A 24,675-nucleotide genomic window follows, 5' to 3' on the forward strand; every position below is an offset into this window, starting at 1 on the left:
GCCCCGTGCGACACGTCAGCGTGCGCCTTGACCGGCGTCGGCGAGCCCGACGGTGTCATCTTCGCCACGCAGCACGCGACTCAGGCGCGCCCGGTCGAGCTCGCGTTCCCAGCCCGACACCACCACGGTTGCCACGCCATTGCCGATGATATTGGTCAGCGCGCGGCATTCGCTCATGAAGCGGTCGATGCCCAGGATCAGCACCATGCCCGCCACCGGAATATCGGGCACCACGGCCAGCGTTGCCGCCAGCGTGATGAAGCCCGAGCCGGTCACCCCGCTCGCGCCCTTGGACGTGAGCATCGCCACCGCGAGGATGGTCAGCTGCTGCAGGATCGACAGCTCGATGCCGGTGGCCTGCGCGATAAACAGCACGGCCAGCGTCATGTAGATGTTGGTACCGTCCAGGTTGAACGAGTATCCGGTCGGCACCACCAGGCCCACCACCGACTTGGAGCAGCCGAGGCGTTCCATCTTTTCCATCAGGTGCGGCAGCGCGGCTTCGGACGAGCTCGTCCCCAGCACGATCAGCAGCTCTTCCTTGATGTACGAGATAAAGCGCACGATCGAGAAGCCGGTGGCGCGGGCGATGGAGCCCAGCACGACCAGCACGAACACGATCGCCGTGAAGTAGAACGTGCCGATCAGCTTGAGCAGCGGGATCAGCGAGGCCAGGCCGTACTTGCCGATGGTGAAGGCCATCGCGCCGAACGCGCCCAGCGGTGCCACCTTGGTGATCACGTGGACGATATGGAAGAACACCTTCGACACCTGATCCACCATCTCGTGGATCACGCGCGCCCGGTCGCCGACCACCGCGAGAGCCGAACCGAACAGCAGCGACACCAGCAGGATCTGCAGGATTTCACCCTGCGCGAACGCGCTGAAGATCGTGTCCGGGATGATGTGCATCAGGAATTCGACCGTGCTCGCGCCGTGTGCCTTCGACACGTATTGCGAGATCGACTTGGTGTCGAGCGTGGCGGGATCGATATTGAAGCCGACGCCCGGCTTGAGCAGGTGCGCCGCAAACAGGCCGATCAGCAGGGCAAAGGTCGACACGATCTCGAAATAGAGCAGTGCCTTGCCGCCCACGCGGCCTACCTTCTTCATATCCCGCATGCCGGCAATGCCGGACACCACGGTACAGAAGATGATCGGCCCGATGATCATCTTGATCAGCTTGATGAATGCATCGCCGAGCGGTTTCATCTCGACACCGGTGCTCGGCCAGTAATGGCCCAGCACGATGCCGACGATGATCGCGAACAGCACCTGCACGTACAGGATCTTGTAAAAGGGTTTCCTCATGATTGTCGTCCTCGGTATTGTGACCGTGACGGGTGCCTGGTTTGGGGGCGCCCGATTTGCGCGCGCCTCAAGGCCTTGCGACGCGTCTGTGTAACGATTTGCAACCGCCGTGCCAGACCTGGTGGGTCGGATAAGGCCTTGATTTGATTGAAAGACCGGAATCGCGGCCGCCGGAAGGCTCCGGGATTCCGGAAATCCGGACGGGCGGACTCCAGAGTTCCGGACGCATGGGCGTGGCCCAGGTCACCTCCGGCGGCCCTGCGGGCGCAGGTGACGTCACACGCGCGACCTTCGGCGCGGCATGCCGGCGGCGCTTTCCGGAAATCCGGGCCGGGTAGCGGGGCAGCAGCCCGGGGCGAACCCGGCGGCGTACCCGCGCCCGACACGGGCCTAACGAGGGCCCAAGGAGGGCCCAAGGAGGGCCCCACCCGGGGCCAGCCACGGCGAACGTGGGCAGAACCGGGGGGGGAACGGGGCTTGCGTGCACGTATAATCCCAAGGTTGCACCGGATGCCCGCAACGTCATAGCCATCTGGCGCTGTCCGGCGCGGCCGCGGCCGCGGCGCTGGCGTCTGGCACACCGCCCCGATCTCCATCACTCGCATGAGCAGCTACTACCAACACCACGTCTTCTTCTGCCTCAACCAGCGCGACGACGGCCGGGCCTGCTGCGCCGCGCACAATGCCCAGGCGATGCAGGAGTACGCCAAGAAGCGCTGCAAGGCGCTCGGCATCTCGGGCGAAGGCCGCGTGCGGATCAACAAGGCCGGCTGCCTGGACCGCTGTGAACTTGGACCGGTGCTGGTGGTCTACCCCGAGGCCGTCTGGTACACGTTCGTCGACGAGCAGGACATCGACGAGATCATCGACAGCCATCTCGTGCACGGCAAACCGGTCGAACGGCTGATGATCGATCGCTGACGCGCAGGCGCCGGCGGCGGGCCTGGACATTGATGTCGGGGCCGGCGCCGGGATAGTTGCCGTACCGCGTTGCCGTACCCCGTTGCCGTACCGCGTTGCCGTACCGCGTTGACCACGTTGCCGCACCCGCCGTTATTGCCGTCCCCATCGCCGTAGTCGTTCCCCGAGCCGTCCAGACGCACTCCATCCTGCCGCCACCATGAACGCGCACACCCAGGTACTTTCGATCGCCGGCCCCGTCGGTGCCATCGATATCTCCGTCGACCTCCCGCAGAACGCCCCCGTGCGTGGCCTCGCGCTGGTCTCGCATCCGCATCCGCTGTTTGCCGGCACCAAGGACAACAAGGTGGCGCAGACGCTGGCGCGCACCTTCGTGGCACTCGGCTACGCCGCCGTGCGGCCCAATTTCCGCGGCGTGGGCGGTACCGCCGGCGAGCATGACAAGGGCATCGGCGAACAGGACGACCAGCTGGCCGTGATCGACTGGATGCGGCACCAGACCGCGTGGTCGCCCGACGTCGCCACGCTGCCGCTGGCGCTGGGCGGCTTCTCGTTCGGCAGCTTCGTGACCACGCATGTGGCGCGGCGCCTGGCCGAGGCCGGCACGCCGGCCCAGCGCCTGGTGCTGGTCGGTACCGCCGCAAGCCGCTGGGAAGTGTGCGAGGTGCCGGCCGACACCATCGTCATCCACGGCGAGCTCGACGACACCGTGCCGCTCGCCAGCGTGTTCGACTGGGCGCGCCCGCAGGAACTGCCCGTGATCGTGATCCCGGGCGCCGACCATTTCTTCCACCGCAAGCTGCATCTGATCAAGCAGCTCGTGGTCAACGCGTGGGACCGGTGAGTTCTCCGTCCCGCGACTTCCTCTTCTTTAGCCGGATACAAGACAACATGCAGAACAGAGCCATGCCGCACTTCGCTCCCATCGCCGCCGCCGTCGCCATGGCGGCCACGCTGGCCACCGCGCCGCTGACCGCGCTCGCGCAGGGCGTGGTGCCGATGCCGCAGGTTGCCGCCAAGTCGTGGATGCTCTACGACGTGACCAGCGGCCAGGCGCTTGCCTCGCAGAATGCCGACATGCGCATCGAGCCGGCCTCGCTGACCAAGCTGATGACGGCATACCTGGCCTTTGCCGCGCTCAAGGAGAAGCGCCTCACGCTCGAGCAGACCGTGGTGCCGACCACGCTGGTGACCAAGGTGAAGAGCGACGAGTCGCGCATGTTCATCGAGCCCAACAAGCCGGTGAGCGTGCAGGACCTGCTGCTGGGCCTGATCGTGCAGTCCGGCAACGATGCGGCGCTGGCGCTGGCCGAAGCCGTGGGCGGCTCCGAGGCTGGCTTCGTCAAGATGATGAACGACGAAGCCCAGCGCATGGGCATGAAGGGCACGCATTTCACCAATACCGACGGCATTCCCGACCCGGACCACTACACCACCGCGGTCGACCTCGCCACGCTGACCACGCGCCTGATCCAGGACTTTCCCGAGTACTACTCGATGTACTCGCAGAAGGAGTTCACCTATAACAAGATCAGGCAGCCCAACCGCAACCGGCTGCTGTACATCGACCCGACCGTCGACGGCGTGAAGACCGGCCACACCAAGTCCGCCGGCTACTGCCTGATCTCGTCGGCCAAGCGCCCGCTCGCCAACGTGCCGAACGGCTCGCGCCGCCTGGTCTCGATCGTGATCGGTACCGCCAGCGAGCAGATCCGCACCGCCGAAAGCCTGAAGATCCTCAACTACGGCTTCCAGTTCTTCGACACGCTGCGCCTGTACGACAAGGGCCAGGTGCTGGCGACGCCGGACATCTACAAGGGCCGCAGCAACACGATCAAGATCGGCGTGGCCAACGAGACCTTCGTGACCGTGCCCAAGGGCACCGGCGGACGCCTGAAGCCCGTGCTGGAGCGCCAGGAACTGCTGGTGGCGCCGATCGCGGCGGGCCAGCAGGTGGGCACCGTCAAGCTGATGGACGGTACCACCAAGGTCGGCGAATTCCCGGTGGTGGCGCTGGAGGAAGTGCCGGAGGCCGGTTTCTTCGGCCGCCTGTGGGACACCATCCGTCTCTGGTTCAAGCGCAAGTAAGCACGCGGGCAACCAGGCACAAGCAAGGACAGACAGCATGAGCAACGACCCGAAAGACGAGCAGGTCCCCGGCAATCCGGCGGACGCAGGCGTGACGCCGCGCGAGTCCCTGATCGAGTATCCGAGCGACTTTCCCATCAAGGTCATGGGCGCGATGCAGGACGGCTTTGCCGAAGCCATCGTGATCGTGGTGCAGGGCTTCGATCCGGAATTCCACGCCGGCAAGATGGAAATGCGCCCGTCTCGCAACGGCAACTACCTGGGCCTGACCGTGACGGTGCGGGCCACCAGCCGCGAACAGCTCGACGACCTCTACCGCGCGCTCAGCTCGCATCCGATGGTGAAGGTGGTGCTGTAGTGAATGTGATCACGCTCAAGCCGGGCAAGGAGAAGTCCCTGCTCCGGCGCCACCCGTGGGTCTATGCTTCCGGCATCGACGGCACCAGCGGCCGTTGCGAACCGGGCGCCACGGTGACCATCCGGGCCGCGGACGGGCGCTTTCTCGCGCGCGGCGCGTACAGTCCCGAATCGCAGATCCGCGCACGCGTGTGGACCTTCGACGAGAACGAGCCGGTCGACCACGCGCTGATCAAGCGCCGCGTGGCGGCCGCCCTGGCACATCGTCGCCAATGGGTACGCGATACCGACGCGGTGCGCCTCGTGTTTGGCGAATCGGATCGCCTGCCGGGCCTGATCGTCGATTACTACGGCAGCGGCGAGCGCGGCCAGCTGGTCTGCCAGTTCAACTCGGCCGGCGTGGAGCAATGGAAGACGGCGATCGTGCAGGCGCTGGTCAAGGAGACCGGCTGCCCCAACGTGTACGAGCGCTCCGACGCCGCCGTGCGCGAGCGCGAAGGCCTGCCGCTGGTGACCGGCGTGCTGGCCGGCGCCGAGCCCGATCCCGAGCTGTCGGTGACGGAACACGGCGTGCGCTATTACGTGGACGTGCGCAATGGCCACAAGACCGGCTTCTACGTGGACCAGCGCGACAACCGCAAGCTGGTGGGCGACCTGGCGCAGGGCCGCGAGGTGCTGAACTGCTTCTGCTACACGGGCGGCTTCTCGCTCGCGGCGCTACGGGGCGGCGCGAGCGCCGTGACCTCGATCGACTCCTCGGGCGAGGCGCTGCGCATTGCGGCCAACAATGTGCGGCTGAATGGCTTTGACGAAGCCCGCGCGACGTGGCTCGATGCGGACGTGTTCAAGATGCTGCGCGAATTCCGCGCCCAAGGCCGGCAGTTCGACCTGATCGTGCTGGACCCGCCCAAGTTCGCGCCGTCCGCCCAGCATATCGACCGGGCCGCGCGCGCCTACAAGGAGATCAACCTGGTGGGCATGCAGCTGCTGCAACCGGGCGGGCTGCTGTTCACGTATTCGTGCTCGGGCGCGATCGGCATGGAGCTGTTCCACAAGATCGTGGCCGGCGCCGCCACCGACGCCCGTGCCGATGCGCGCATCCTGCGCCGGCTGTCGGCCGGCACCGATCACCCGATGTCGGCCGCGTTTCCCGAGGGCGAATACCTCAAGGGACTGCTATTGGAAAAAATATGACACGAATTGGCAAAAGATTGCCAAATCTGTCTTCTGGCGGTCATATAAAGGAACTATGATTCGTATCGCGGTGAAGGCATTGGCAGGTGCCCCACCGTCTCTTCTTATCAGTCTTCGTGGTAATTGCCCCGCGGTTTCGCGGGGTATTTTTTTATGCGCGTCAAACCGCATGCCGCTTGCTAGACTCCTCCCACTAGCGTGTCCGACCCCGAAACTCCCTATAATCGAACGATCGTTCTTTTAAAAGGAGACGCCATGCCCGCCGCCAAGCACCTGCCACCGATCCTGCAACACCTGACCTTGCCGGTCATTGCCTCGCCGATGTTCATCGTCAGCTATCCGGAGCTGGTGCTGGCCCAGTGCAAGGCCGGTATCGTCGGCTCGTTTCCGGCGCTCAATGCGCGCCCGGCGGAACTGCTCGGCGAATGGCTGACGCAGATGCAGGAGGATCTCGCCGCGTTCCGCGCGGCAAACCCCGGCAAACCGGTGGGGCCGATCGCGGTGAACCAGATCGTGCATGCCTCCAATGCGCGCCTGGAGCACGACGTCAAGGTCTGCGTGGAACACAAGGTGCCCATCTTCATCACGTCGCTGCGCGCGCCCGTGAAGGAGATGATCGATGCCGTGCACAGTTATGGCGGCATCGTGCTGCATGACGTGATCAGCCTGCGCCATGCCGAGAAGGCGATCGAGGCCGGCGTCGATGGCCTGATCCTGGTGGCGGCCGGCGCCGGCGGCCATGCGGGCATGCTGTCGCCGTTCGCGCTGGTGGGCGAGGTACGCAAGATCTTCGACGGCCCGATCGCGCTGTCGGGCGCCATCGCCACCGGCGATGCGGTGCTGGCCGCACAGGCCATGGGCGCGGACTTCGCCTACGTGGGCACGCGCTTTATCGCCTCGCAGGAAGCGCATGCGAGCGTCGAATACAAGCAGTCGATCACGCAGTCGGCCGCGTCCGACATCGTCTACACCAATCTGTTCACGGGCGTGCACGGTAACTACATTCGCGAGAGCATTGCGAATTCCGGTCTCGATCCGGACAACCTGCCGGCGGCCGACAAAAGCAAGATGGACTTCTCGAGCGGCAGTTCCAAGGCCAAGGCCTGGAAGGACATCTGGGGCGCCGGCCAGGGCGTGGGCCAGATCCGGGACATCCCCAGCGTGGGCGAGATCGTCGCCCGCATGAAGACCGAATACGATGCCGCAAGAGAACGGTTGGCCCTCGCGCGGTAGCCCCGCGCACCGCACCATCAGGGCGCTCTGGGTCATCCTGGGCGCCATCAGCCTTATTCTCGGCATCATCGGCATCTTCCTGCCCTTGCTGCCGACCACGCCGTTCATCCTGCTTGCGGCGGCCTGCTTTGCGCGCGGCTCCGAGCGCTTTCACACCTGGATGCTGTCGCATCCACGCTTTGGCCCGCTCGTGCGCGACTGGCAGACGTACCGCGCGATTCCGCTGCGGGCCAAGATCCTGGCGTTATCGATGATGTGGGTGTCGATGGGCACCACGGCCTGGCTGCTGCGCGAGCGGCCGCTGGCCTCGCTTGCCCTGGTCGCGTGCGCGCTGTGTGTCAGCATCTGGATGGTGCGGCTGCCCACGCGCCCGGTGGCGCGCCACCCGTCCGCGTCGCGTCCCGCCGCGCCCGCCGCGCCGTCCGCCCACTCCGCACCTTCCGCACCTTCCGCACCATCCGCACCTTCCGCACCTTCCACACCGTCGGCCCCGGCCACCACGGCGTCGCACGACGACAGCCGCGCCTAGTCGTAGCGGCGCGCGTCCTCGATCGACTTGCCGTCCTGCGGCAGCGAATCGGGCGCGACAAAGCGCACCTCGCCGCGCAACCGCAGCACCTCGCGCATGGAAGTGCCGATGGCGGTGGCCAGCGCATCGTCATGATGCGTGGCGTCGCAATGCAGCGTCATCACGTCGGCGCCGACCGCGCCCGATACCACCAGCCGTGCCGCGCGAATCTCGGGATGGCGCCGTACCACCTCGGCCACCTGGCCCGGATGCACGAACATGCCCTTGACCTTGGTGGTCTGGTCGGCACGGCCGAGCCAGCCCTTGAGGCGGATATTGGTACGGCCGCACGGGCTCGGCCGCTGCGCGGAATCCACCACGATGGCCGACAGGTCGCCGGTGCCAAAGCGGATCAGCGGATAGTCGCCATTGCCGAGTACGGTCACCACCACCTCGCCGGTCTCGCCCGCGGGCATCGGCTGCGTGCCGCCGGGCTCGACGATCTCGACGAGTACCCCTTCGTCCACCACCCAACCGTCACCGCCCTCGGTCTCGTAGGCGATCAGGCCGACATCGGCCGTGCCATACATCTGGCGCGCGGTAATGCCACGCGCCTGCAGCCATGCGCGCAGCGGCGGCGGGCAGGCCTCGCCCGAGACCAGCGCCTTGGTCAGGCTGCCGCACGGCAGTCCCATTTCCTCGCCGCGTTCGAGCAGCAGCTTGAGGAACGACGGGGTTCCCGTGTAGGCCGACGGCCGCAGCGCCGCCAGTGCATGCACCTGCGATTCGGTCTGGCCCACGCCGGCGGGGAACACGCAACAGCCGAGCTGATGCGCGCCGGTCTCCATCATCATGCCGGCCGGCGTGAAGTGATACGAGAACGTGTTGTAGACCAGCTCGCCCTTGCGGAAGCCGGCGGCGAACATCGCCCGCGCCGTGCGCCACCAGTCGCCGGCGTGGCCATCGGGTTCGTGGATCGGGCCCGGCGACTGGAACAGGTGCCGCAGGCCGCCCACCGGGGTGGCATTGAGGCCGCCGAGCGGCGGCACGGCGCGCTGGCGTGCGGTCAGCTCCGACTTGCGCGTGACCGGTAGCGCGGCCAGCGCGGCGCGCGAGTCCACCGCGCGCGGATCGATGCCGGCCAGCACGTCGGCAAAGTACGGCGCATGCTTGCGCGCATGGGCCACCTGCCGCGACAGCGCGGCCAGCAGGGCGTGTTCGCGGACCTCGGGTGCGCGGGTCTCCAGGGCGTCGAAATGGGCGCCGAACGATGCGTCGGAAGGGGCGTCGACGGCAGTCCCGGCGGTGGATGTGGAGGTAGCGGTCGACATGGCGGACTCCCTCATGCCAGCCAGCGCTTGCGGCGGCGGTAGCTCTTGACGTCGCGGAACGATTTGCGCGCGCCGCCTTCCGCATCGCTGGCGGCCACGCCGAGATAGAACTCCTTGACGTCCTCGTTGGTGCGCAGCGACGCGGCATCGCCATCCATCACCACGCGGCCGTTCTCCAGGATGTAGCCATAGTCGGCATAGCGCAGCGCGACCATGGTGTTCTGCTCGGCCAGCAGAAAGCTCACGCGCTCGCGCGAATTGAGATCGCGCACGATCTCGAAGATCTCCTCGACGATCTGCGGCGCCAGGCCCATCGACGGCTCGTCCAGCAGGATCATCGCGGGCTTGGCCATCATCGCCCGGCCGATCGCGCACATCTGCTGCTCGCCGCCCGAGGTGTAGCCGGCCTGCGACTTGCGCCGCGTTTTCAGGCGCGGAAAGTAGCCGTAGATCTTCTCGAGTTCGTCGCGCGTGTCGGCACGCGACAGCCCGCGCGTATAGGCGCCGGTCAGCAGGTTCTCCTCCACGGTCAGGTGGGCAAAGCAGTGACGGCCTTCCATCACCTGGATCACGCCCCGGCGCACGAGGTCGTTGGGCGTGAGCTGGTCGACCCGGTCGCCGCGGTACGAGATCGAACCCTTGGTGACGTCGCCGCGTTCGGCATGCAGCAGGTTCGATATCGCCTTGAGCGTGGTGGTCTTGCCGGCGCCGTTGGCACCCAGCAGCGCCACGATCCGGCCCTCGGGCACCTCGAGCGAGACGCCCTTGAGCACGAGAATGACGTGGTCGTAGATGACCTCGATATTGTTGACGGTAAGCATGGCGCGTTAGGGTGCGGGTTCCAGGTCGACGTCAGGGCGCTCGGGCCCGGTACCGGCTCAATACTTCGAGCAGCCCGGGGTGATGCCCTTCTCCTTGGCGTACTGCGCCGCGGTGGCCTTGAACAGCGGGTGGATCAGGTTCTTGTTGCCCTCGATCCAGTCCGACACCACCACCCACTTGCTGCCGTCCCACTGCTGGATCTTGACCTTGCCCGAGCCCTCGTGGTTCTCGCACGAGGTCTTGATCTCGGGCAGCAGGCCGGTGGCACCGAGCTGCTGCAGGCGTGCGTTGGTCAGGTTGAGGTTCTCGAACGCCCAGCGCATCTGCTCGCCCGACATGACCTTGCCCTTGCCGAACTTGTCCTGCGCCACGCGGATGGCTTCCACCGTGACCACCGCCGCCGACACGCCGCGGTTGTAGAGCACCGAGCCAACCTTGTTGCGATCCTGCATATTGCCCTTGCCGGCGCCGTACACCACCTTGTCGATATCGGCGATCAGCGGCACGTTCTTGCCCGCCACATTCCACGTGGCGCTCATATAGCCCTTGGCGGCGTCGCCGGCGGGAACGGTATCCTCCTCGGAGCCGGCCCACCACGAACCAATCATCTTGTCGCGCGAGAAGCCGACCTTCTGCGCCGCCTTGAGCGCGGTCTGGTTCATCACGCCCCAGCCCCAGAAAATCACGTAGTCAGGGTTCTCCTGGCGGATCTTGAGCCATTGCGCGCCCTGCTCGTTACCGGGATGCGCGACCGGAATCTCGACCAGGTTGAACTTGTTGAGCCGGGACTCGGCCTGCAGCGCAACGATCGGCTCCTTGCCATAGGCGGAGTCGTGATACAGGTAGACGATCTTCTTGCCGGCCAGCGAACCGCCACTCTTGGACTGCAGGTACTTGACGATGGCCGACACCTGCATCTGGTACGTCGTCACCAGCGGGAACGCGTACGGAAACACCGAGCCGTCCACCGCATCGGTGCGGCCATAGCCCATCATCACCAGCGGCACCTTGTCCGCCGCCGTCTTGTCGACCAGCGCGTACGAAATGCCGGTGGACATCGAATGGTAGGCGGTGCCCCGGGTGGTGGCGTTCCTGGCCTTCAGGCGCTCGTAGCACTCCACGCCCTTGGCGTTGTTGTACTCGGTCTCGCACTCTTCCCACGACAGCTTGACGCCATTGACGCCGCCATCCTTGAGGTTCACGTAATTGAGGTAGTCGACAAAGCCGCCATACCACGACTGTCCGTTGGCGCCATAGGGGCCCACGCGATAGCTGGGCAGCCCGACGAACTGCTCGTTGGCCTGCGCGAGCGCCGCCCCGGCGGGGGCCAGCAATGCCGCGGCGGTACCCAGTACCAGCGCGGTGTGCCACATCCTGCGAATCTCGAACGTCATGACGGTCTCCTCGTTATAAGAATTACCCCTCACCTCAATGCGGGAACGGCCACAGTCTCAGCTTCTCCTTGCCGATCTGCCACAGCCGCGCCAGACCGTGCGGCTCCACGATCAGGAAAAACACGATCAGCCCGCCGAACACCATCAGCTGGATATGCGACACGGTGGCATTGGTGAACGGCAGGTGCAGCAGCGTGGCCAGCGGCGGCAGCACGTTGTCGAGCAGGATCGGCAGCAGCAGGATGAACGCCGCGCCGAGGAACGAGCCCAGGATGCTGCCGACGCCGCCGATGATGATCATGAACAGCACGCGGAACGACAGGTCCAGCGAAAAGCCGTCGGGCTCCACCGAGCCGAGATAGCAGAACGCATAGAGCGCGCCCGCCACGCCGCAATAGAACGAACTCACCGCGAAGGCCAGCAGCTTGGTGCGCATCAGCGGAATGCCGATCACCTCGGCCGCCACATCCATGTCGCGCACCGCCATCCACGCGCGGCCGGTGGCGGAACGCACCAGGTTCTTGGCCACCAGCGCGAGCACCGTCACCACGCCTAGCACGAACAGGTATTTCCGCACCGGCGTGTCGATCGGCAGCCCGAACAGGTCGAGCCGCTGGGCCGTGATCACGCCGGACGAGCTGTTGTTGGAGAACCAGGGAAACTTGGTCAGTGCCCACACCACGAAGAACTGCGCGGCCAGCGTGGCCACCGCGAGGTAGAAGCCCTTGATGCGCAGCGACGGCAGCCCGAATGCCACCCCGACCAGCGCCGCCGACAGGCCCGCCAGCAGGAACGTCAGCAGCACCGGCAGTCCCTCGACGCGCAGCTGGAAGTTGTAGGCCGCATATGCGCCCACCGCCATGAACGCGGCAGTGCCCAGCGAGAGCTGTCCCGCGTAGCCGGTGAGGATATTGAGCCCGAGCGCCGCCAGTGCAAAGATCAGGAACGGCGTGAGAATGGCGCTCAACCAGTATTCGGTGCCGGTGAGCGGTACCGCGATAAACGCCACCGCGAGCAGCACGGCCACGCCGATGCGGTCCTGGCGGATGGGAAAGATCTGGCTGTCCGCGACGTACGAGGTCTTGAACTGGCCGGCTTCGCGATAGAACATGGCTGCGGCTCCTGGGCGCTCAGACGCGGTCGATGTGTTTTTCGCCAAACAGTCCCTCGGGGCGCACCAGGAGGAACAGCAAGGCAAAGACGTAGGGGAACCAGCCTTCGATGCCGCCGAAGTTGCCGCCGAACACGGACTGGAACACCGGAGGAATGTAGATCTCGGCCAGCTTCTCCGAGGCGCCGATGATCAGCCCGCCGACAATCGCACCTGGCACCGAGGTAAAGCCGCCCAGGATCAGCACCGGCAGCGCCTTGAGCGCCGTCATGGTCAGCGCGAACTGCACGCCGTTGCGCGAACCCCAGAGCATGCCGGCCACCAGCGCGACAAAGCCGGCCACGCCCCACACGATGGCCCAGATATGCTGGAGCGGAATGCCGAGCGAAAGCGCGGCCTGGTGATCGTCCGCCACGGCGCGCAACGCACGCCCGACCTTGGTGTACTGGAAGAACAGCGCGAGCGTGGCCACCAGCAGCGCGGCGATGGCGGCGGCAGCGAGATCGAACTTGGACACCACGATATTGAAATGCGTGAGGATCGGCTCGATCGGTTCGTCGACAATGCCCAGATTGATCGGCCGCACCTCGTTGCCGAACAGCAGCGGCCCCAGCCCTTCCAGGAAGAACGAGAGGCCGATGGTGGCCATGAACAGCGTGATGGGCGGCTGGTTGACGAGCTTGCGCAGCACCAGCCGTTCGGTACCGATACCCACCACGATCATCACGAGGAACGCGCCGATCACGGCCGCCCACATCGGCATGCCCTTGTCCATCAGCCCTACCACCGCGAGCGCGGCAAAGTAGACCATCGCGCCCTGCGCGAAGTTGAAGACGCCGGACGCCTTGTAGATCAGCACAAAGCCGAGCGCGACCAGCGAGTACATCAGTCCCGACAGCAGTCCGCCCAGCAGGATTTCAAGGAAGAACGTCATGGTGCGATGGCCCCTTCAGTGCGATGCGTCGGCGGCTGACGCGGGCTGCCCCAGGTAGGCGCGGATCACGTCCGGATTGGCCTTGACCTCCTCCGGCGTGCCGTCGCCGATCTTCTTGCCGTAATCCAGCACGACCACGCGGTCCGAGATATCCATCACCACGCCCATGTCGTGCTCGATCAGCACGATGGTGGTGCCGAACTGTTGGTTGACGTCGAGGATAAAGCGGCACATGTCCTGCTTTTCCTCGACGTTCATGCCGGCCATCGGTTCGTCGAGCAGCAGCAACGAGGGCTCGGCCGCGAGTGCGCGCGCCAGTTCCACGCGCTTCTGCAAGCCGTATGGCAGGCGTCCCACCGGCGTCTTGCGGATGGCCTGGATCTCGAGGAAGTCGATCACTTCCTCGACCTTGCGCCGATGGGCCACCTCCTCGGCGCGCGCGCGGCCCCACCAGAGCGCGTGCGCAAACAGTCCGCTGCGGTACAGCGTGTTGCGCCCCGTCATGATGTTGTCGAGCACCGTCATGCCCTTGAACAGCGCGATGTTCTGGAACGTACGCGCGATGCCCTGGCGTGCCGCGGCGGTAGGATGCATCTGCCGGCGTTCCTCGCCGCGGAACACGATGCGCCCCTGCTGCGGGTGATAGACGCCGTTGATCACGTTGAGCATCGAGCTCTTGCCGGCGCCGTTGGGGCCGATAATGGCGCGGATCTCGTGCTCGCACACGTCGAACGAGATATCGGTGAGCGCCTTGACCCCGCCGAACGACAGCGAGATGTGCTGGAGATCGAGAATCACGTCGCCGCGTGTATGGGTGCGCGCGGGCGCGTCCGGCGCATGCGCGTCGCCGGGCTCGGGACCGCCCGCACGCACGTCGTCCACGTGTCCCGGCGTGATCGTTCCGGCCGCTCCCGCGCCGACGGTGGCATCCACGCGCGCCACACCGCTCCAGGCCATTTGCGTCATGCGATTCCCTCTCTCTGGTCGGGCGGATTCATGCGGCGCGCGGCGCGGCCGGCGGCAGGCGGCTGGCATCCACCAGCCTGAGCGTGGCCGACACACTGCCCTCGCGTCCGTCCTCGAACTTGACGCGTGTCTCGATGAACTGCTCGGACCGGCCCGCATACAGCGCGTCCACCAGCACCGCGTACTTGTCGGCGATAAAGCTGCGCCGCACCTTGCGCGTGCGGGTCAGCTCGTCGTCGTCGGGGTCCAGCTCCTTGTGCAGGATCAGGAAGCGTCCGATCTGCGAGCCGGCCAGCATCGGATCGCGGGCGAGGTCGGCATTCACCTGCGCCACGCACTCGGCGATCATTGCAATCACCTCGGGCTGACCGGCCAGGTCCACATAGCCGGCATACGGCAGGTGGCGGCGCTCCGCCCAGTTGCCGACCGCCTCGAAATCGATATTGATGAAGGCGCAGACGAACTCGCGTCCGGTGCCGAAGGCCACCGCCTCCTTGATGTACGGAAAGAACTTGAGCTTGTTCTCGATGTACTTGGGCGCGAACATCGAGCCGTCGGCGAGCTTGCCGACGTCCTTGGCGCGATCGATGATCTTGAGGTGGCCGTCGGCGTCGATCACGCCGGCGTCGCCGGTCATGAAGTAGCCGTCGTCGTTGATCGCCTCGCGCGTGGCGTCGGCACGCTTGTAGTACTCCTTGAGCAGGCCCACGCCGCGCACCAGCACCTCGCCGTTGTCGGCGATGCGGATCTCCATGCCCGGGGCGGCCGGCCCGACCGAATCGAACTTGACCTGGCCGTCGGGCTGCAGGCACACATAGGCGCAGGTTTCGGTCTGCCCGTAGAACTGCTTGAGGTTGACGCCGATCGAGCGATAGAAGCGGAACAGGTCCGGCCCGATGGCTTCGCCCGCGGTGTACGCCACGCGGATGCGGCTCATGCCAAGCACGTTGCGCAACGGCCCGTAGATGGTGGCCGCGCCCACCGCGTAGCGCAGGCGGTCGGCAAGCGAGACGGGGAGCCCGTCGAGCAGTTCGGGACCGCAACGGCGCGCCACCGCCATCGCCCAGTGGAACAGCTTGCGCTTGATCCAGCCGGCGTCTTCCATGCGGATCATCACCTGCGTCAGCAGTCCTTCGTAAATGCGCGGCGGCGCGAAGTAATAGGTCGGGCCGATCTCGCGCAGGTCGGTCATCACGGTCTCGCGCGATTCGGGACAGTTGACCGTAAAGCCGGCCACCATCGCCTGCGCGTAGGAGAACAGGTTGTCGCCGACCCATGCCATCGGCAGGTACGACAGCACGTCGTCGTCGGGACCAAGTCCGTCGAAGCCGCAGCCGTTGCGCGCGGCGCCGATCAGGCCCTGGTGCGCATGGCAGACGCCCTTCGGCTTGCCCGTGGTGCCGGACGTATAGAGGATGATGGCGGTGTCCGCGGGCGCGCCCGCGGCGACGGCATCGTCGAAGGCGCCCGGATGGGCCTGGTCGTAATCGCGGCCGATCTCCTGCAGGCGTTCGTACGACAGCAGCGAGGGATGATCGTAGTCGCGCAGGCCGCGCGGATCCTCGTAGACGACGTGGCGCACGGCGCGGCCGCGCGCGGCCAGCTGGGCCTCGACCTCGAGCAGCTTGTCCACCTGCTCCTGATCCTCGACGATCGCGAAGTCGATCTCGGCATCGTCGAGCACGTACACCATCTCGCTGGCGATGGCATCCTGGTACAGCGGCACCGGCACGCCGCCCAACGCCTGCGCGGCGGTCATGGCCCAGTACAGGCGCGGCCGGTTGTCGCCGATCACGGCGAGGTTCATGCCACGGCGGAATCCCAGCGCGGCCAGCCCGCACGCGACCATGCGCACCTCGCGGGCCACCTGCGCCCAGCTGTAGGTCTGCCAGATGCCGAGATCCTTCTCGCGATAGGCCGGATGGTCCGGCCGTTGCCGGGCATGCGCCAGCAGTAATCGCGGAAAGGTCGTTGCCGACGATTCCTGCATCGCTCACCTCCTGTACCACCGGCGTGGGGTTACGCCCGGGTGTCAAGCCGTCGGGGCGCTCGCTATACTGGGCGATGCCGTGCACGCGCCTGCGGCACCGCATCAAGCCCGCTGTGCCTTGTGGTTCCGGCACGGGCGCCTCCGTTGTGTATCGGTACGATAGCCCATGCCTCCGGGGCGGGTTGTCGCGCCGGTGACAATTCCGGGTTAATCCCTACGGGAGCCATTTCGCCCATGTCGAACACGCTGTCCAACGACTTCATCGACCGCTGCGTCTGGGCCAGGGACCTCAGCCCCGCCCAGCGCGAGCATGTGCGCCGCGTGACCGTGGTGCACGAGTACGACCAGGGCGACTACGTGGTGCACAAGGGCGACCTGGCCGAGCACTGGCTCGGCGTGGTGGAGGGCATCGTCAAGATCACCACGGTGTCGCCCTCCGGCAAGTCGGTCACTTTCACCGGCGTGCCCACCGGCGGCTGGTTCGGCGAAGGCGCGGTGCTCAAGTCGGAGGTGCGCAAGTACGACGTGATGGCGCTGCGCCGCTCGCGCATCGCCTTTATTCCGCGCGAGACCTTCCAGTGGCTGCTCGATACCAGCCTGCCGTTTTCGCGCTTTCTGCTGACCCAGTTCAACGAGCGGCTCGGACAGTTCATCGCGGCGGTGGAATACGAACGGCTGCTCGATATCGACTCGCGCGTGGCGCGCGCGGTGTCGTCACTGTTCAACGAGCATCTGTATCCCGGCCTCGGCAACACCATCGAGATCTCGCAGGAGGAAATCGGCCTGCTGGCGGGCATTTCGCGCCAGCGCGCCAACCAGGCCCTCAAGGTGCTGGAACAGCAGGGCCTGGTGCGCGTGGACTACGGGGTGATCGAGGTGCTCGACCTGGAGGGGCTGCGGCAGTACGGGGAGTGAATAGCGTACGCGGATGAGGGCCGGTCGCGGGGCGTTGCACAAAGACCAGGCGTAAGAACGCCGGCCGATATCTTTGCCACATTGCCATTGATCACCACAAGCCTGTCCGTCAGGTGTAAAGCTGATCCCGATGGGCGAGGTAGAATCCACATTCGTCGGCCGTCCGTGACGACGCGAACGGCGATGCCTGTAGTGACGCCCCTTTGGATGAGTGCACCGTGACAGATTCCGTCTTCCTGACCCGCGTAGTATTGCGCAACTACAAGAGCATCGCTTACTGCGATGTCAAGCTGGGGCCGCTAACCTATCTGGTCGGAACAAATGGATCGGGGAAGAGCAATTTCCTGGATGCATTGCATCTGGTTCGGGACGCGCTGTCCGGCTCCCTCGACAATGCCCTGGCGGAACGCGGCGGCTTGTCGGAGGTTCGACGACGGTCCGGCGGCCATCCGACCCATTTCGGGATTCGCCTGGAGTTTCGGCTGCGGTCTGGTTCGGCAGGGCACTATGCATTCAAGATCGGAGCTTTGCCAAATGGTGGCTACGAAGTCCAGGACGAGGAATGCGCCATTGGCGGAATTGGCAAAGGCCCTTTCTTCAAGCTGGAACGAGGCAAGCTCAAGGGCTCCAGCGAGACGACTTTCCCTGCGGTAACGGCGGACCGCCTGGCTCTGGTAGGAGCGTCCGGCCTGCCAACTTTCCGGCCGGTTTTTGACGCACTGACATCGATGGGCTTCTACAACTTGAATCCCAAACTCATTCGGGAGCCACAGAAGCCTCAGGACGGCCGTTTGCTCAAACCCTCCGGGGAGAATATCGTCAGCGTAATTGGACACCTCGAACGAACCGAGCCATCCGCCATAGAAACTATCGCAGAGTATCTGCAGACGGTCGTCCCGACTGTGCACGGCGTAGAGCGCCTGCCCATGGGCCCGGTCGAGACGCTTCAGTTCAGACAAGACATGGCGGGTGCCAAGCATCCATGGCATTTTCAGGCGCAAAACATGTCCGATGGAACGCTGCGCGCGTTGGGTGTACTGGTCGCACTGTTTCAAGGCAATCGCGACTATGGCCCCTCGGTGATCGGTATTGAAGAGCCCGAGACTGCGCTACACCCAGCCGCATCCGGCGCGTTGAGAGAAGCGCTGCAAAGAGCGGCGGAGAAAACACAAGTCATCGTTACCAGCCACAGCCCCGATCTTCTCGATGACGTCAACCTTCCGGCCGACGCTTTCCTGGCGGTCGTGTCAAATGCCGGTGAGACGCGCATCGCTCCGCTGGATGTAGGCGCGCGGAACTCACTCAGAGACCATCTGTTCTCGCCCGGCGAATTGCTGCGCCTGAATCAGCTCGCACCGGACCCGGACGCACTACGTACGCAGGAACGACGGCAAGGAGATCTGTTTGGAGATATCAAAACGTGAGCCGCGTTGTAGCAATTGTCGAGGGCGACGGCGAGGTGCAGGCCCTGCCCGTGTTGTTGCGTCGAATCTCCGAGTGGCTGACGCCGGGACAGTACGTCGATGTGGCGGCACCGATTCGCGTACGGCGGGATCGCTTCTTGAACCGCCCGGACGAATTCAACCGTCACATTCACCTCGCCGCGGGAAAATGCGGAGACGATGGATGGATACTTGTCGTTCTCGATGCGGATGACGACTGCCCCGTCGAATTGGGCCAGCAGATTCTTGCGCGCGCTGCCCAGGCAGCGCCTCACCGCCAGATCTCGATCGTGCTGGCCAACCGCGAGTACGAGGCGTGGTTCCTCGCGGCATGCCAATCGCTGGACGGCTGCCGCGCATTCAGCTGGACAGGCGCGATCGACTTCGACCCGGAAGGCGTGCGCGACGCCAAGGGGTGGATGCGTGCTCGCATGAACGGGACGGCCTATCGGGAAGTCACGGATCAACCGGCATTTTCGGCGCGCATGGACCTCGAAAGTGCACGCCGACATAGTCGATCATTTCGGAAGCTATGCGAAGAATGGGAACGTCAAGTTCGCCCGGCACCAACCGGAGATGACTACCAGGAAATTTGACCCTCTTCGAATGGAGCAGGGCCAGATTTCCTGACTGTCTATTTGCTGTAGACGTAGACGCCGCGCCCGGTCTTGCGGCCCAGGTAGCCGGCGGCGACCATCTCGCGCATCAGCATGGCCGGGCGGTACTTGGGATCGGCGAACTCGGTGTAGAGCACTTCCATCACGGCGAGCATCGTGTCCAGGCCAATCATGTCCGCCAGCGCGAGCGGGCCGATCGGGTGGTTGCAGCCGAGCTTCATGCCTTCGTCGATTTCCTCGGGCGTGGCCAGGCCTTCGCCCAACACGCAGAATGCCTCGTTGATCATCGGGCAGAGAATGCGGTTGACGACGAAGCCCGGGCTGTTCTTCACCGTGATCGGATACTTGCCCAGCCGCCTGGCGAGGTCCTCGACCGCCGCGTGGGTGGCGTCGCTGGTCTGCAGGCCGCGGATCAGCTCGACCAGCGCCATCATCGGCACCGGGTTGAAGAAGTGCATGCCGATAAAGCGGTCGGCGCGGCCGGTCACGGCGGCGAGCTTGGTGATCGAGATCGACGACGTGTTCGACGCGATGATCACGTCGGCGCCGACCATGGCATCGATCTGCCCCAGGATCTTCACCTTGAGGTCATGGTTCTCGGTGGCGGCCTCGATCACGATATCGGCCCGCTTGAGATCGTCGTAGCGCGTGCTGCCCTGGATATGCGCGAGCGCGGCAGCCTTGTCGGCCTCGGTGGCCTTTTCCTTCTTGATCAGGCGGTCGAGGCTGCCCGCCACCGTGGCGATGCCCTTCTGCACGGCCGCGTCGCTGATGTCGACCATCACCACGTCGAGCCCGGCCACCGCGCAAGCCTGCGCGATGCCGTTGCCCATGGTGCCGGCGCCCACGATACCTACTGTCTTGATCTGCATGATGGATCCCTTTGGTGCTGATGGTGCTGATGGTGCTGATGATGGGGGTCAGCCGGCCAGCGCGGCGATGACGCGCGCGGCGTGTGCCTTGAGCACGGCCGGGTCCTGCTGCTCGCGCGCATGGCCGCGCAGCGGCTGGCTCACGTAACGCGGCACGATATGAAAATGGATGTGCGGCACGGTCTGGCCCGCGGCCTCGCCGTTGAACTGCGTGATGACCACGCCGTCGGGAGAGAACGCCGCGCGCACCGCGCGTGCCACCCGTTGCGTGGTGCGGATGGCCGCCGCGGCTCCGGCCTCCGACAGGCCGAAGATATCGGCCGCCGGCTCCTTGGGTACCACCAGCGCATGGCCGTCGGCCTGCGGCATGATGTCCATGAACGCGATGGTGTCGGCGTCCTCGTAGATCTTGTGGCACGGCAGCTCGCCACGCAGGATGCGGGCGAAGATATTGCTCGGATCGTATTCGGCTTGCATGCGGGTTCCGGGAGAGCAGGAAGGCGGAGATCGAGTGTAGCGCAGCCCGCCGGGTGTGGCGAACCTCGCGTCACCCCCGTGGCGCATCGCCGCGGGGTTCGTGCAGCGCACTTCGCCCGCCTTACATGTTGCGCCGGTACTGCCCGCCGACCTCGAACAGCGCGTGCGTGATCTGCCCGAGCGAGCACACGCGCACCGCGTCCATCAGCACCGCAAACACGTTCTGGTTGTCGATCACCGCCTGGCGCAGGCGCTGCAGCATCGCCGGTGCCTCGGCCGCATGCTCGCGCTGGAACGCCTCGAGCCGCCGCAGCTGGCTCTGTTTCTCGTCCTCGCTCGAACGCGCAAGCTCCAGGCTCTGCGGAATCGGATCGCCGGCGGGGTTGCGGAACGTGTTGACGCCGACGATCGGCAGCGTGCCGTCGTGCTTGAGCTGCTCGTAATAGAGCGACTCCTCCTGGATCTTGCCGCGCTGGTAGCCGGTCTCCATCGCCCCCAGCACGCCGCCGCGCTCGGCGATGCGCTCGAACTCCTGCAGCACCGCTTCCTCGACCAGGTCGGTCAGCTCCTCGATCAGGAAACTGCCCTGGTTGGGGTTCTCGCACCTGGCCACGCCCCATTCGCGATTGATGATGAGCTGGATCGCGAGCGCACGGCGCACCGACTCGCTGGTCGGCGTGGTGATGGCCTCGTCGTACGCGTTGGTATGCAGCGAATTGCAGTTGTCGTAGATCGCGATGAGGGCCTGCAGCGTGGTGCGGATATCGTTGAAGTCGATCTCCTGCGCATGCAGCGAGCGGCCGGAGGTCTGGATGTGGTACTTGAGCTTCTGGCTGCGCTCGTTGGCGCCGTAGCGGTCGCGCATGGTCACCGCCCAGATGCGCCGTGCCACCCGGCCCAGCACGCTGTACTCGGGATCCATGCCGTTGGAGAAGAAAAACGACAGGTTCGGCGCGAAGTCGTCGATATGCATGCCGCGCGCAAGATAGGCCTCGACGTACGTAAAGCCGTTCGACAGCGTGAAGGCAAGCTGGGAGATCGGGTTCGCACCCGCCTCGGCGATGTGATAGCCCGAGATCGACACCGAATAGAAGTTGCGCACCTGGTGATGAACGAAGTACTCCTGGATATCGCCCATCACCTTGAGCGAGAACTCGGTGGAGAAGATGCAGGTGTTCTGGCCCTGGTCTTCCTTGAGGATATCGGCCTGCACGGTGCCGCGCACATTCTGCAGCACCCAGGCGCGGATCTTGGCTTCCTCGTCGGCAGTGGCCTCGCGGCCGTTGTCGGCGCGGAAGCGGTCCATCTGCTGGTCGATGGCGGTATTCATGAACATCGCCAGCAAGGTCGGCGCCGGGCCGTTGATCGTCATCGATACCGAGGTGGCCGGGCTGGTCAGGTCGAAGCCGTCGTACAGGACCTTCATGTCGTCGAGCGTGGCGATCGACACGCCCGAGTTGCCCACCTTGCCGTAGATGTCCGGCCGCACATGCGGGTCCTCGCCATAGAGCGTGACCGAGTCGAACGCGGTGGACAGCCGCTTGGCGTCCATGCCTTCGGACACCAGCTTGAAGCGGCGGTTGGTGCGGAACGCATCGCCCTCGCCCGCGAACATGCGGGTGGGGTCTTCGTTCTCGCGCTTGAAGGCAAACACACCGGCGGTGTACGGAAAGCTGCCCGGCACGTTCTCGCGCATCAGCCACCTGAGCACTTCGCCCTCGTCCTCGAAGCGCGGCAGCACGACCTTGCGCACCTTGGTACCCGACAGCGTGGTGGTGACGAGCCCGGTGCGAATCTCCTTGTCGCGAATCTTCACCACATACTCGTCGCCCGCATAGGCGGCCTGCATCTGCGGCCACATGCCCAGCAGCTTGCGCTCCACCGCGCCCAGCGCGGCGTCGCGCTCGCCGGCGAGCTGCATCAGCTGGTCGTCGGTGCCGCCGGCCTCGCCCAGCATGCGGTGGGCTGCGCGCAGCTGCTGGCGTTCGCGCGCCAGCCGCGACTGCTCCGCCACGCGCCGGTGATAGGCGCGCACCGTGTCGGCCAGCTCGGCCAGATAGCGGTTGCGGGCCGGCGGCACGATCACGTTCTGCCCGGTCGATACGCGCCCCGCGGGCACCGGCAGCGTGCCGCCCGAGGGCAGCGTCAGGCCGTGCCCGGCCAGCGCCGCGCGCAGCCCGTGGTACAGCATGGTCACGCCGTCGTCGTTGAAGCGCGAGGCCTGCGTGCCGTACACGGGCATCTCTTCGGTCCTGGCATGCCACTGCTCGCGGTTGCGCTGCACCTGCTTGGCAACATCGCGCCAGGCATCCTGCGCGCCCTTGCGATCGAACTTGTTGATGGCGACGAAATCGGCGAAGTCGAGCATGTCGATCTTCTCCAGCTGGCTCGCGGCGCCGAACTCCGGTGTCATCACGTAGAGCGACAGGTCGACGTGCGGCACGATGGCGGCATCGCCCTGCCCGATACCGGAGGTCTCGACGATGACGAGGTCGAAGCCCGCCACGCGGCACGCCGCGATCACATCGGGCAGGGCCTGCGAAATCTCCGATCCCGCCTCGCGCGTGGCCAGCGAGCGCATGAAGATGTTCGGGTGGTTGATCGCGTTCATGCGGATGCGGTCGCCCAGCAGTGCGCCACCGGATTTGCGCCGCGACGGATCGATCGAGATCACCGCGATCGACAACGCATCCTGCTGGTCGAGCCGGAAGCGGCGGATCAGTTCGTCGGTCAGGGACGACTTGCCGGCGCCGCCGGTGCCGGTAATGCCAAGCACGGGCACCCGGCCGGCCTGCGCGCGCGCCTGCATCGTCTCGACCAGCGCCGGCGCGGCCTTGCCGTTCTCGAGCGCGGTGATGAGCTGGGCGAGCGCGCGGCGGTCGCCCCCGGCCACGGCGTCGAGCGTGGCGGGCGCATAGCGCGTGAGGTCGATATCGCAGCGCTGCACCATGTCGGCGATCATCCCGGCGAGCCCCATGCGCTGGCCGTCTTCGGGGCTGTAGATGCGCGCCACGCCATACGCCTGCAAGGCGCGGATCTCTTCCGGCACGATCACGCCGCCGCCGCCGCCGAACACCTGGATATGTTCGCCGCCGTGCTGGCGCAGCAGGTCGACCATGTACTGGAAATATTCGACGTGGCCGCCCTGGTAGCTGGAAATCGCGATGCCCTGCACATCCTCCTGCAAGGCGGCGGTCACCACTTCCTGCACGGAGCGGTTGTGGCCCAGGTGGATCACCTCGCAGCCGTGCGACTGCAGGATGCGCCGCATGATATTGATGGACGCGTCGTGGCCATCGAACAGCGATGCCGCCGTGACGAAGCGCACCTTGTTGGCCGGCCCCCGGCCTGCGTCCGCGCGCGGCGTCGCCGCGCTGTTGCCTACGGTCCTGCTGACATCCGATAGATCGGTCATGGTCTCCACCGCTCGGTCTGTGACGGGCAACCGCCGGCTGGCGACATCTGTCGGTCGCTCTGGCCGGGGTCGGGCGATTATATGACGTTTACGTTAACGTCAATCAAGGCTCGCAGGCAACCCGCCCGCGAGGACGCCATTGCCGGCATCCTCGCACAGACCTCGGTGCGGTGGAATCAGGGGCTATTCCGGGGGGCTATTCAGGGAACCCTTCCGGGAAGGTATTCCGGGCGGCGACGCCGGGGGACGAACGCGGCCGCCGCCCCTCGGAGATGCGGAGCATCAGCAGGATGCGCGCGGCGATGCGCCGTAGGCGTCGGTATGCATGGCGCGGCCGGCCATGCGCAGCAGCGCGCGCGCGAGGGCGAACAGGCGGCGCAGCGACAGCGATGCCGAGGTCTCCGACAGCACGAAGCGCACGGGCCCCGCTTCGCCCGACATCCATACCCTGGCGCCCTCGGGCAAGGCGTACACCGCGCCCGCCTGCAGCCAGAAATCGGCCAGCTGGTTCTCGATGGTGAGCCACAACAGGCCCTCCAGCACGGCCACGCTTTGTCCCTGCCGGGCGCACCAGCTGACGGGCTGGCCAGGTTGATCGAGTTCGAAAGTTCTGAGTTCGCGCATGGCGGTCTCCTTGTCTGACGCAGGCACCTGAAAACGGCGCGGTGCCATGCAGCCATTATTCATGGCCTGTCCTACAATCCCATGCACAGTTATGAACAGTTTCGTCTGCACTGTTCAGTAGTTTTCCCGAACAGTTGTCCAATCCTGCCTAAA

Annotated in this window: 22 protein-coding genes; 10 read left to right on the top strand and 12 right to left on the bottom strand. The window is 65.7% G+C overall.

Going from position 1 to position 24,675, the window contains the following annotated elements; all coding sequences use genetic code 11:
- Positions 1–15: 15 nt before the first annotated feature.
- Positions 16–1,311, bottom strand: coding sequence for a dicarboxylate/amino acid:cation symporter (locus DFLDMN_RS11180; protein WP_423195030.1), 1,296 nt, complete (start codon positions 1,309–1,311; stop codon positions 16–18).
- A gap of 603 nt (positions 1,312–1,914) precedes the next feature.
- Here DFLDMN_RS11180 and DFLDMN_RS11185 point away from each other — a divergent pair.
- From DFLDMN_RS11185 to DFLDMN_RS11215, 7 genes are all read left to right on the top strand, one after another.
- Positions 1,915–2,232, top strand: a complete 318-nt coding sequence (locus tag DFLDMN_RS11185; RefSeq protein ID WP_423195031.1) for a (2Fe-2S) ferredoxin domain-containing protein — start codon at positions 1,915–1,917, stop codon at positions 2,230–2,232.
- A gap of 199 nt (positions 2,233–2,431) precedes the next feature.
- Positions 2,432–3,076, top strand: a complete 645-nt coding sequence (locus DFLDMN_RS11190; RefSeq protein WP_423195032.1) for an alpha/beta hydrolase — start codon at positions 2,432–2,434, stop codon at positions 3,074–3,076.
- Between the two features lie 47 nt (positions 3,077–3,123).
- Positions 3,124–4,320, top strand: coding sequence for a D-alanyl-D-alanine carboxypeptidase family protein (locus tag DFLDMN_RS11195; RefSeq protein WP_423195033.1), 1,197 nt, complete (start codon positions 3,124–3,126; stop codon positions 4,318–4,320).
- A 37-nt stretch (positions 4,321–4,357) separates the two neighbouring features.
- Positions 4,358–4,678, top strand: coding sequence for a DUF493 family protein (locus DFLDMN_RS11200; RefSeq protein ID WP_423195034.1), 321 nt, complete (start codon positions 4,358–4,360; stop codon positions 4,676–4,678).
- Positions 4,678–5,871 carry a class I SAM-dependent rRNA methyltransferase gene (locus DFLDMN_RS11205; RefSeq protein WP_423195035.1) on the top strand — a complete coding sequence of 398 codons (1,194 nt, stop codon included), beginning with the start codon at positions 4,678–4,680 and terminating at the stop codon, positions 5,869–5,871. The genes DFLDMN_RS11200 and DFLDMN_RS11205 overlap by 1 nt, the downstream gene beginning before the upstream one ends.
- 255 nt (positions 5,872–6,126) lie before the next feature.
- A complete protein-coding gene (locus DFLDMN_RS11210; protein WP_423195036.1) occupies positions 6,127–7,104 on the top strand; it encodes an NAD(P)H-dependent flavin oxidoreductase in 978 nt (325 codons plus the stop codon).
- Positions 7,070–7,633 (top strand): YbaN family protein, encoded by a 564-nt coding sequence (locus DFLDMN_RS11215; protein ID WP_423195037.1) that lies wholly within the window; start codon positions 7,070–7,072, stop codon positions 7,631–7,633. The genes DFLDMN_RS11210 and DFLDMN_RS11215 overlap by 35 nt, the downstream gene beginning before the upstream one ends.
- Here DFLDMN_RS11215 and DFLDMN_RS11220 read toward each other — a convergent pair.
- From DFLDMN_RS11220 to DFLDMN_RS11250, 7 genes are read right to left on the bottom strand one after another with little or no spacing between them, the layout of a single operon-like run.
- Positions 7,630–8,943 (bottom strand): phenylacetate--CoA ligase family protein, encoded by a 1,314-nt coding sequence (locus tag DFLDMN_RS11220; protein ID WP_423195038.1) that lies wholly within the window; start codon positions 8,941–8,943, stop codon positions 7,630–7,632. The two genes, DFLDMN_RS11215 and DFLDMN_RS11220, sit on opposite strands and share 4 nt — an antisense overlap.
- 11 nt (positions 8,944–8,954) lie before the next feature.
- Positions 8,955–9,764 carry an ABC transporter ATP-binding protein gene (locus DFLDMN_RS11225; protein WP_423195039.1) on the bottom strand — a complete coding sequence of 270 codons (810 nt, stop codon included), beginning with the start codon at positions 9,762–9,764 and terminating at the stop codon, positions 8,955–8,957.
- 57 nt (positions 9,765–9,821) lie between these two features.
- Positions 9,822–11,159: an ABC transporter substrate-binding protein gene (locus DFLDMN_RS11230; protein ID WP_423195040.1), complete on the bottom strand. Its 1,338-nt coding sequence runs from the start codon at positions 11,157–11,159 to the stop codon at positions 9,822–9,824.
- Between the two features lie 34 nt (positions 11,160–11,193).
- The gene (locus DFLDMN_RS11235; protein ID WP_423195041.1) at positions 11,194–12,270 is read right to left on the bottom strand and encodes a branched-chain amino acid ABC transporter permease; all 1,077 of its coding nucleotides are present in this window, start codon (positions 12,268–12,270) and stop codon (positions 11,194–11,196) included.
- Between the two features lie 19 nt (positions 12,271–12,289).
- Complete coding sequence (locus tag DFLDMN_RS11240; protein ID WP_423195042.1) at positions 12,290–13,204, bottom strand: branched-chain amino acid ABC transporter permease; 915 nt, start codon at positions 13,202–13,204, stop codon at positions 12,290–12,292.
- Positions 13,205–13,219: 15 nt separating this feature from the next.
- Positions 13,220–14,170, bottom strand: a complete 951-nt coding sequence (locus DFLDMN_RS11245) for an ABC transporter ATP-binding protein (protein ID WP_423195043.1) — start codon at positions 14,168–14,170, stop codon at positions 13,220–13,222.
- A gap of 28 nt (positions 14,171–14,198) precedes the next feature.
- A complete protein-coding gene (locus DFLDMN_RS11250; protein ID WP_423195044.1) occupies positions 14,199–16,160 on the bottom strand; it encodes an AMP-dependent synthetase/ligase in 1,962 nt (653 codons plus the stop codon).
- 246 nt (positions 16,161–16,406) lie between these two features.
- Between DFLDMN_RS11250 and DFLDMN_RS11255 the strand changes: the two genes are divergently transcribed.
- The 3 genes from DFLDMN_RS11255 to DFLDMN_RS11265 all read left to right on the top strand — a co-directional run bounded on the left by DFLDMN_RS11255 (position 16,407) and on the right by DFLDMN_RS11265 (position 19,113).
- On the top strand, positions 16,407–17,075 hold the full coding sequence (locus DFLDMN_RS11255; protein WP_423198385.1) for a Crp/Fnr family transcriptional regulator: 669 nt from the start codon (positions 16,407–16,409) through the stop codon (positions 17,073–17,075).
- Positions 17,076–17,293: 218 nt separating this feature from the next.
- Positions 17,294–18,499 (top strand): AAA family ATPase, encoded by a 1,206-nt coding sequence (locus DFLDMN_RS11260; protein WP_423195045.1) that lies wholly within the window; start codon positions 17,294–17,296, stop codon positions 18,497–18,499.
- Complete coding sequence (locus DFLDMN_RS11265) at positions 18,496–19,113, top strand: DUF4276 family protein (RefSeq protein WP_423195046.1); 618 nt, start codon at positions 18,496–18,498, stop codon at positions 19,111–19,113. Before DFLDMN_RS11260 ends, DFLDMN_RS11265 begins: the two co-directional genes overlap by 4 nt.
- Positions 19,114–19,151: 38 nt before the next feature.
- On the opposite strand, the gene DFLDMN_RS11270 is transcribed toward DFLDMN_RS11265, so the two are convergent.
- The 4 genes from DFLDMN_RS11270 to DFLDMN_RS11285 form a co-directional block, all read right to left on the bottom strand.
- A complete protein-coding gene (locus tag DFLDMN_RS11270) occupies positions 19,152–20,006 on the bottom strand; it encodes a 3-hydroxybutyryl-CoA dehydrogenase (protein WP_423195047.1) in 855 nt (284 codons plus the stop codon).
- A 48-nt stretch (positions 20,007–20,054) separates the two neighbouring features.
- Positions 20,055–20,483 (bottom strand): HIT family protein, encoded by a 429-nt coding sequence (locus DFLDMN_RS11275; protein WP_423195048.1) that lies wholly within the window; start codon positions 20,481–20,483, stop codon positions 20,055–20,057.
- A 121-nt stretch (positions 20,484–20,604) separates the two neighbouring features.
- Entirely contained in the window at positions 20,605–23,898 is a 3,294-nt protein-coding gene (gene icmF, locus DFLDMN_RS11280) for a fused isobutyryl-CoA mutase/GTPase IcmF (protein ID WP_423195049.1), read from the bottom strand.
- Between the two features lie 282 nt (positions 23,899–24,180).
- Positions 24,181–24,522 carry a DUF2917 domain-containing protein gene (locus DFLDMN_RS11285; protein ID WP_423195050.1) on the bottom strand — a complete coding sequence of 114 codons (342 nt, stop codon included), beginning with the start codon at positions 24,520–24,522 and terminating at the stop codon, positions 24,181–24,183.
- Between the last annotated feature and the right edge of the window lie 153 nt (positions 24,523–24,675).

The organism is Cupriavidus sp. H19C3, from assembly GCF_049393815.1.
Taxonomy (GTDB): Bacteria; Pseudomonadota; Gammaproteobacteria; order Burkholderiales; family Burkholderiaceae; genus Cupriavidus.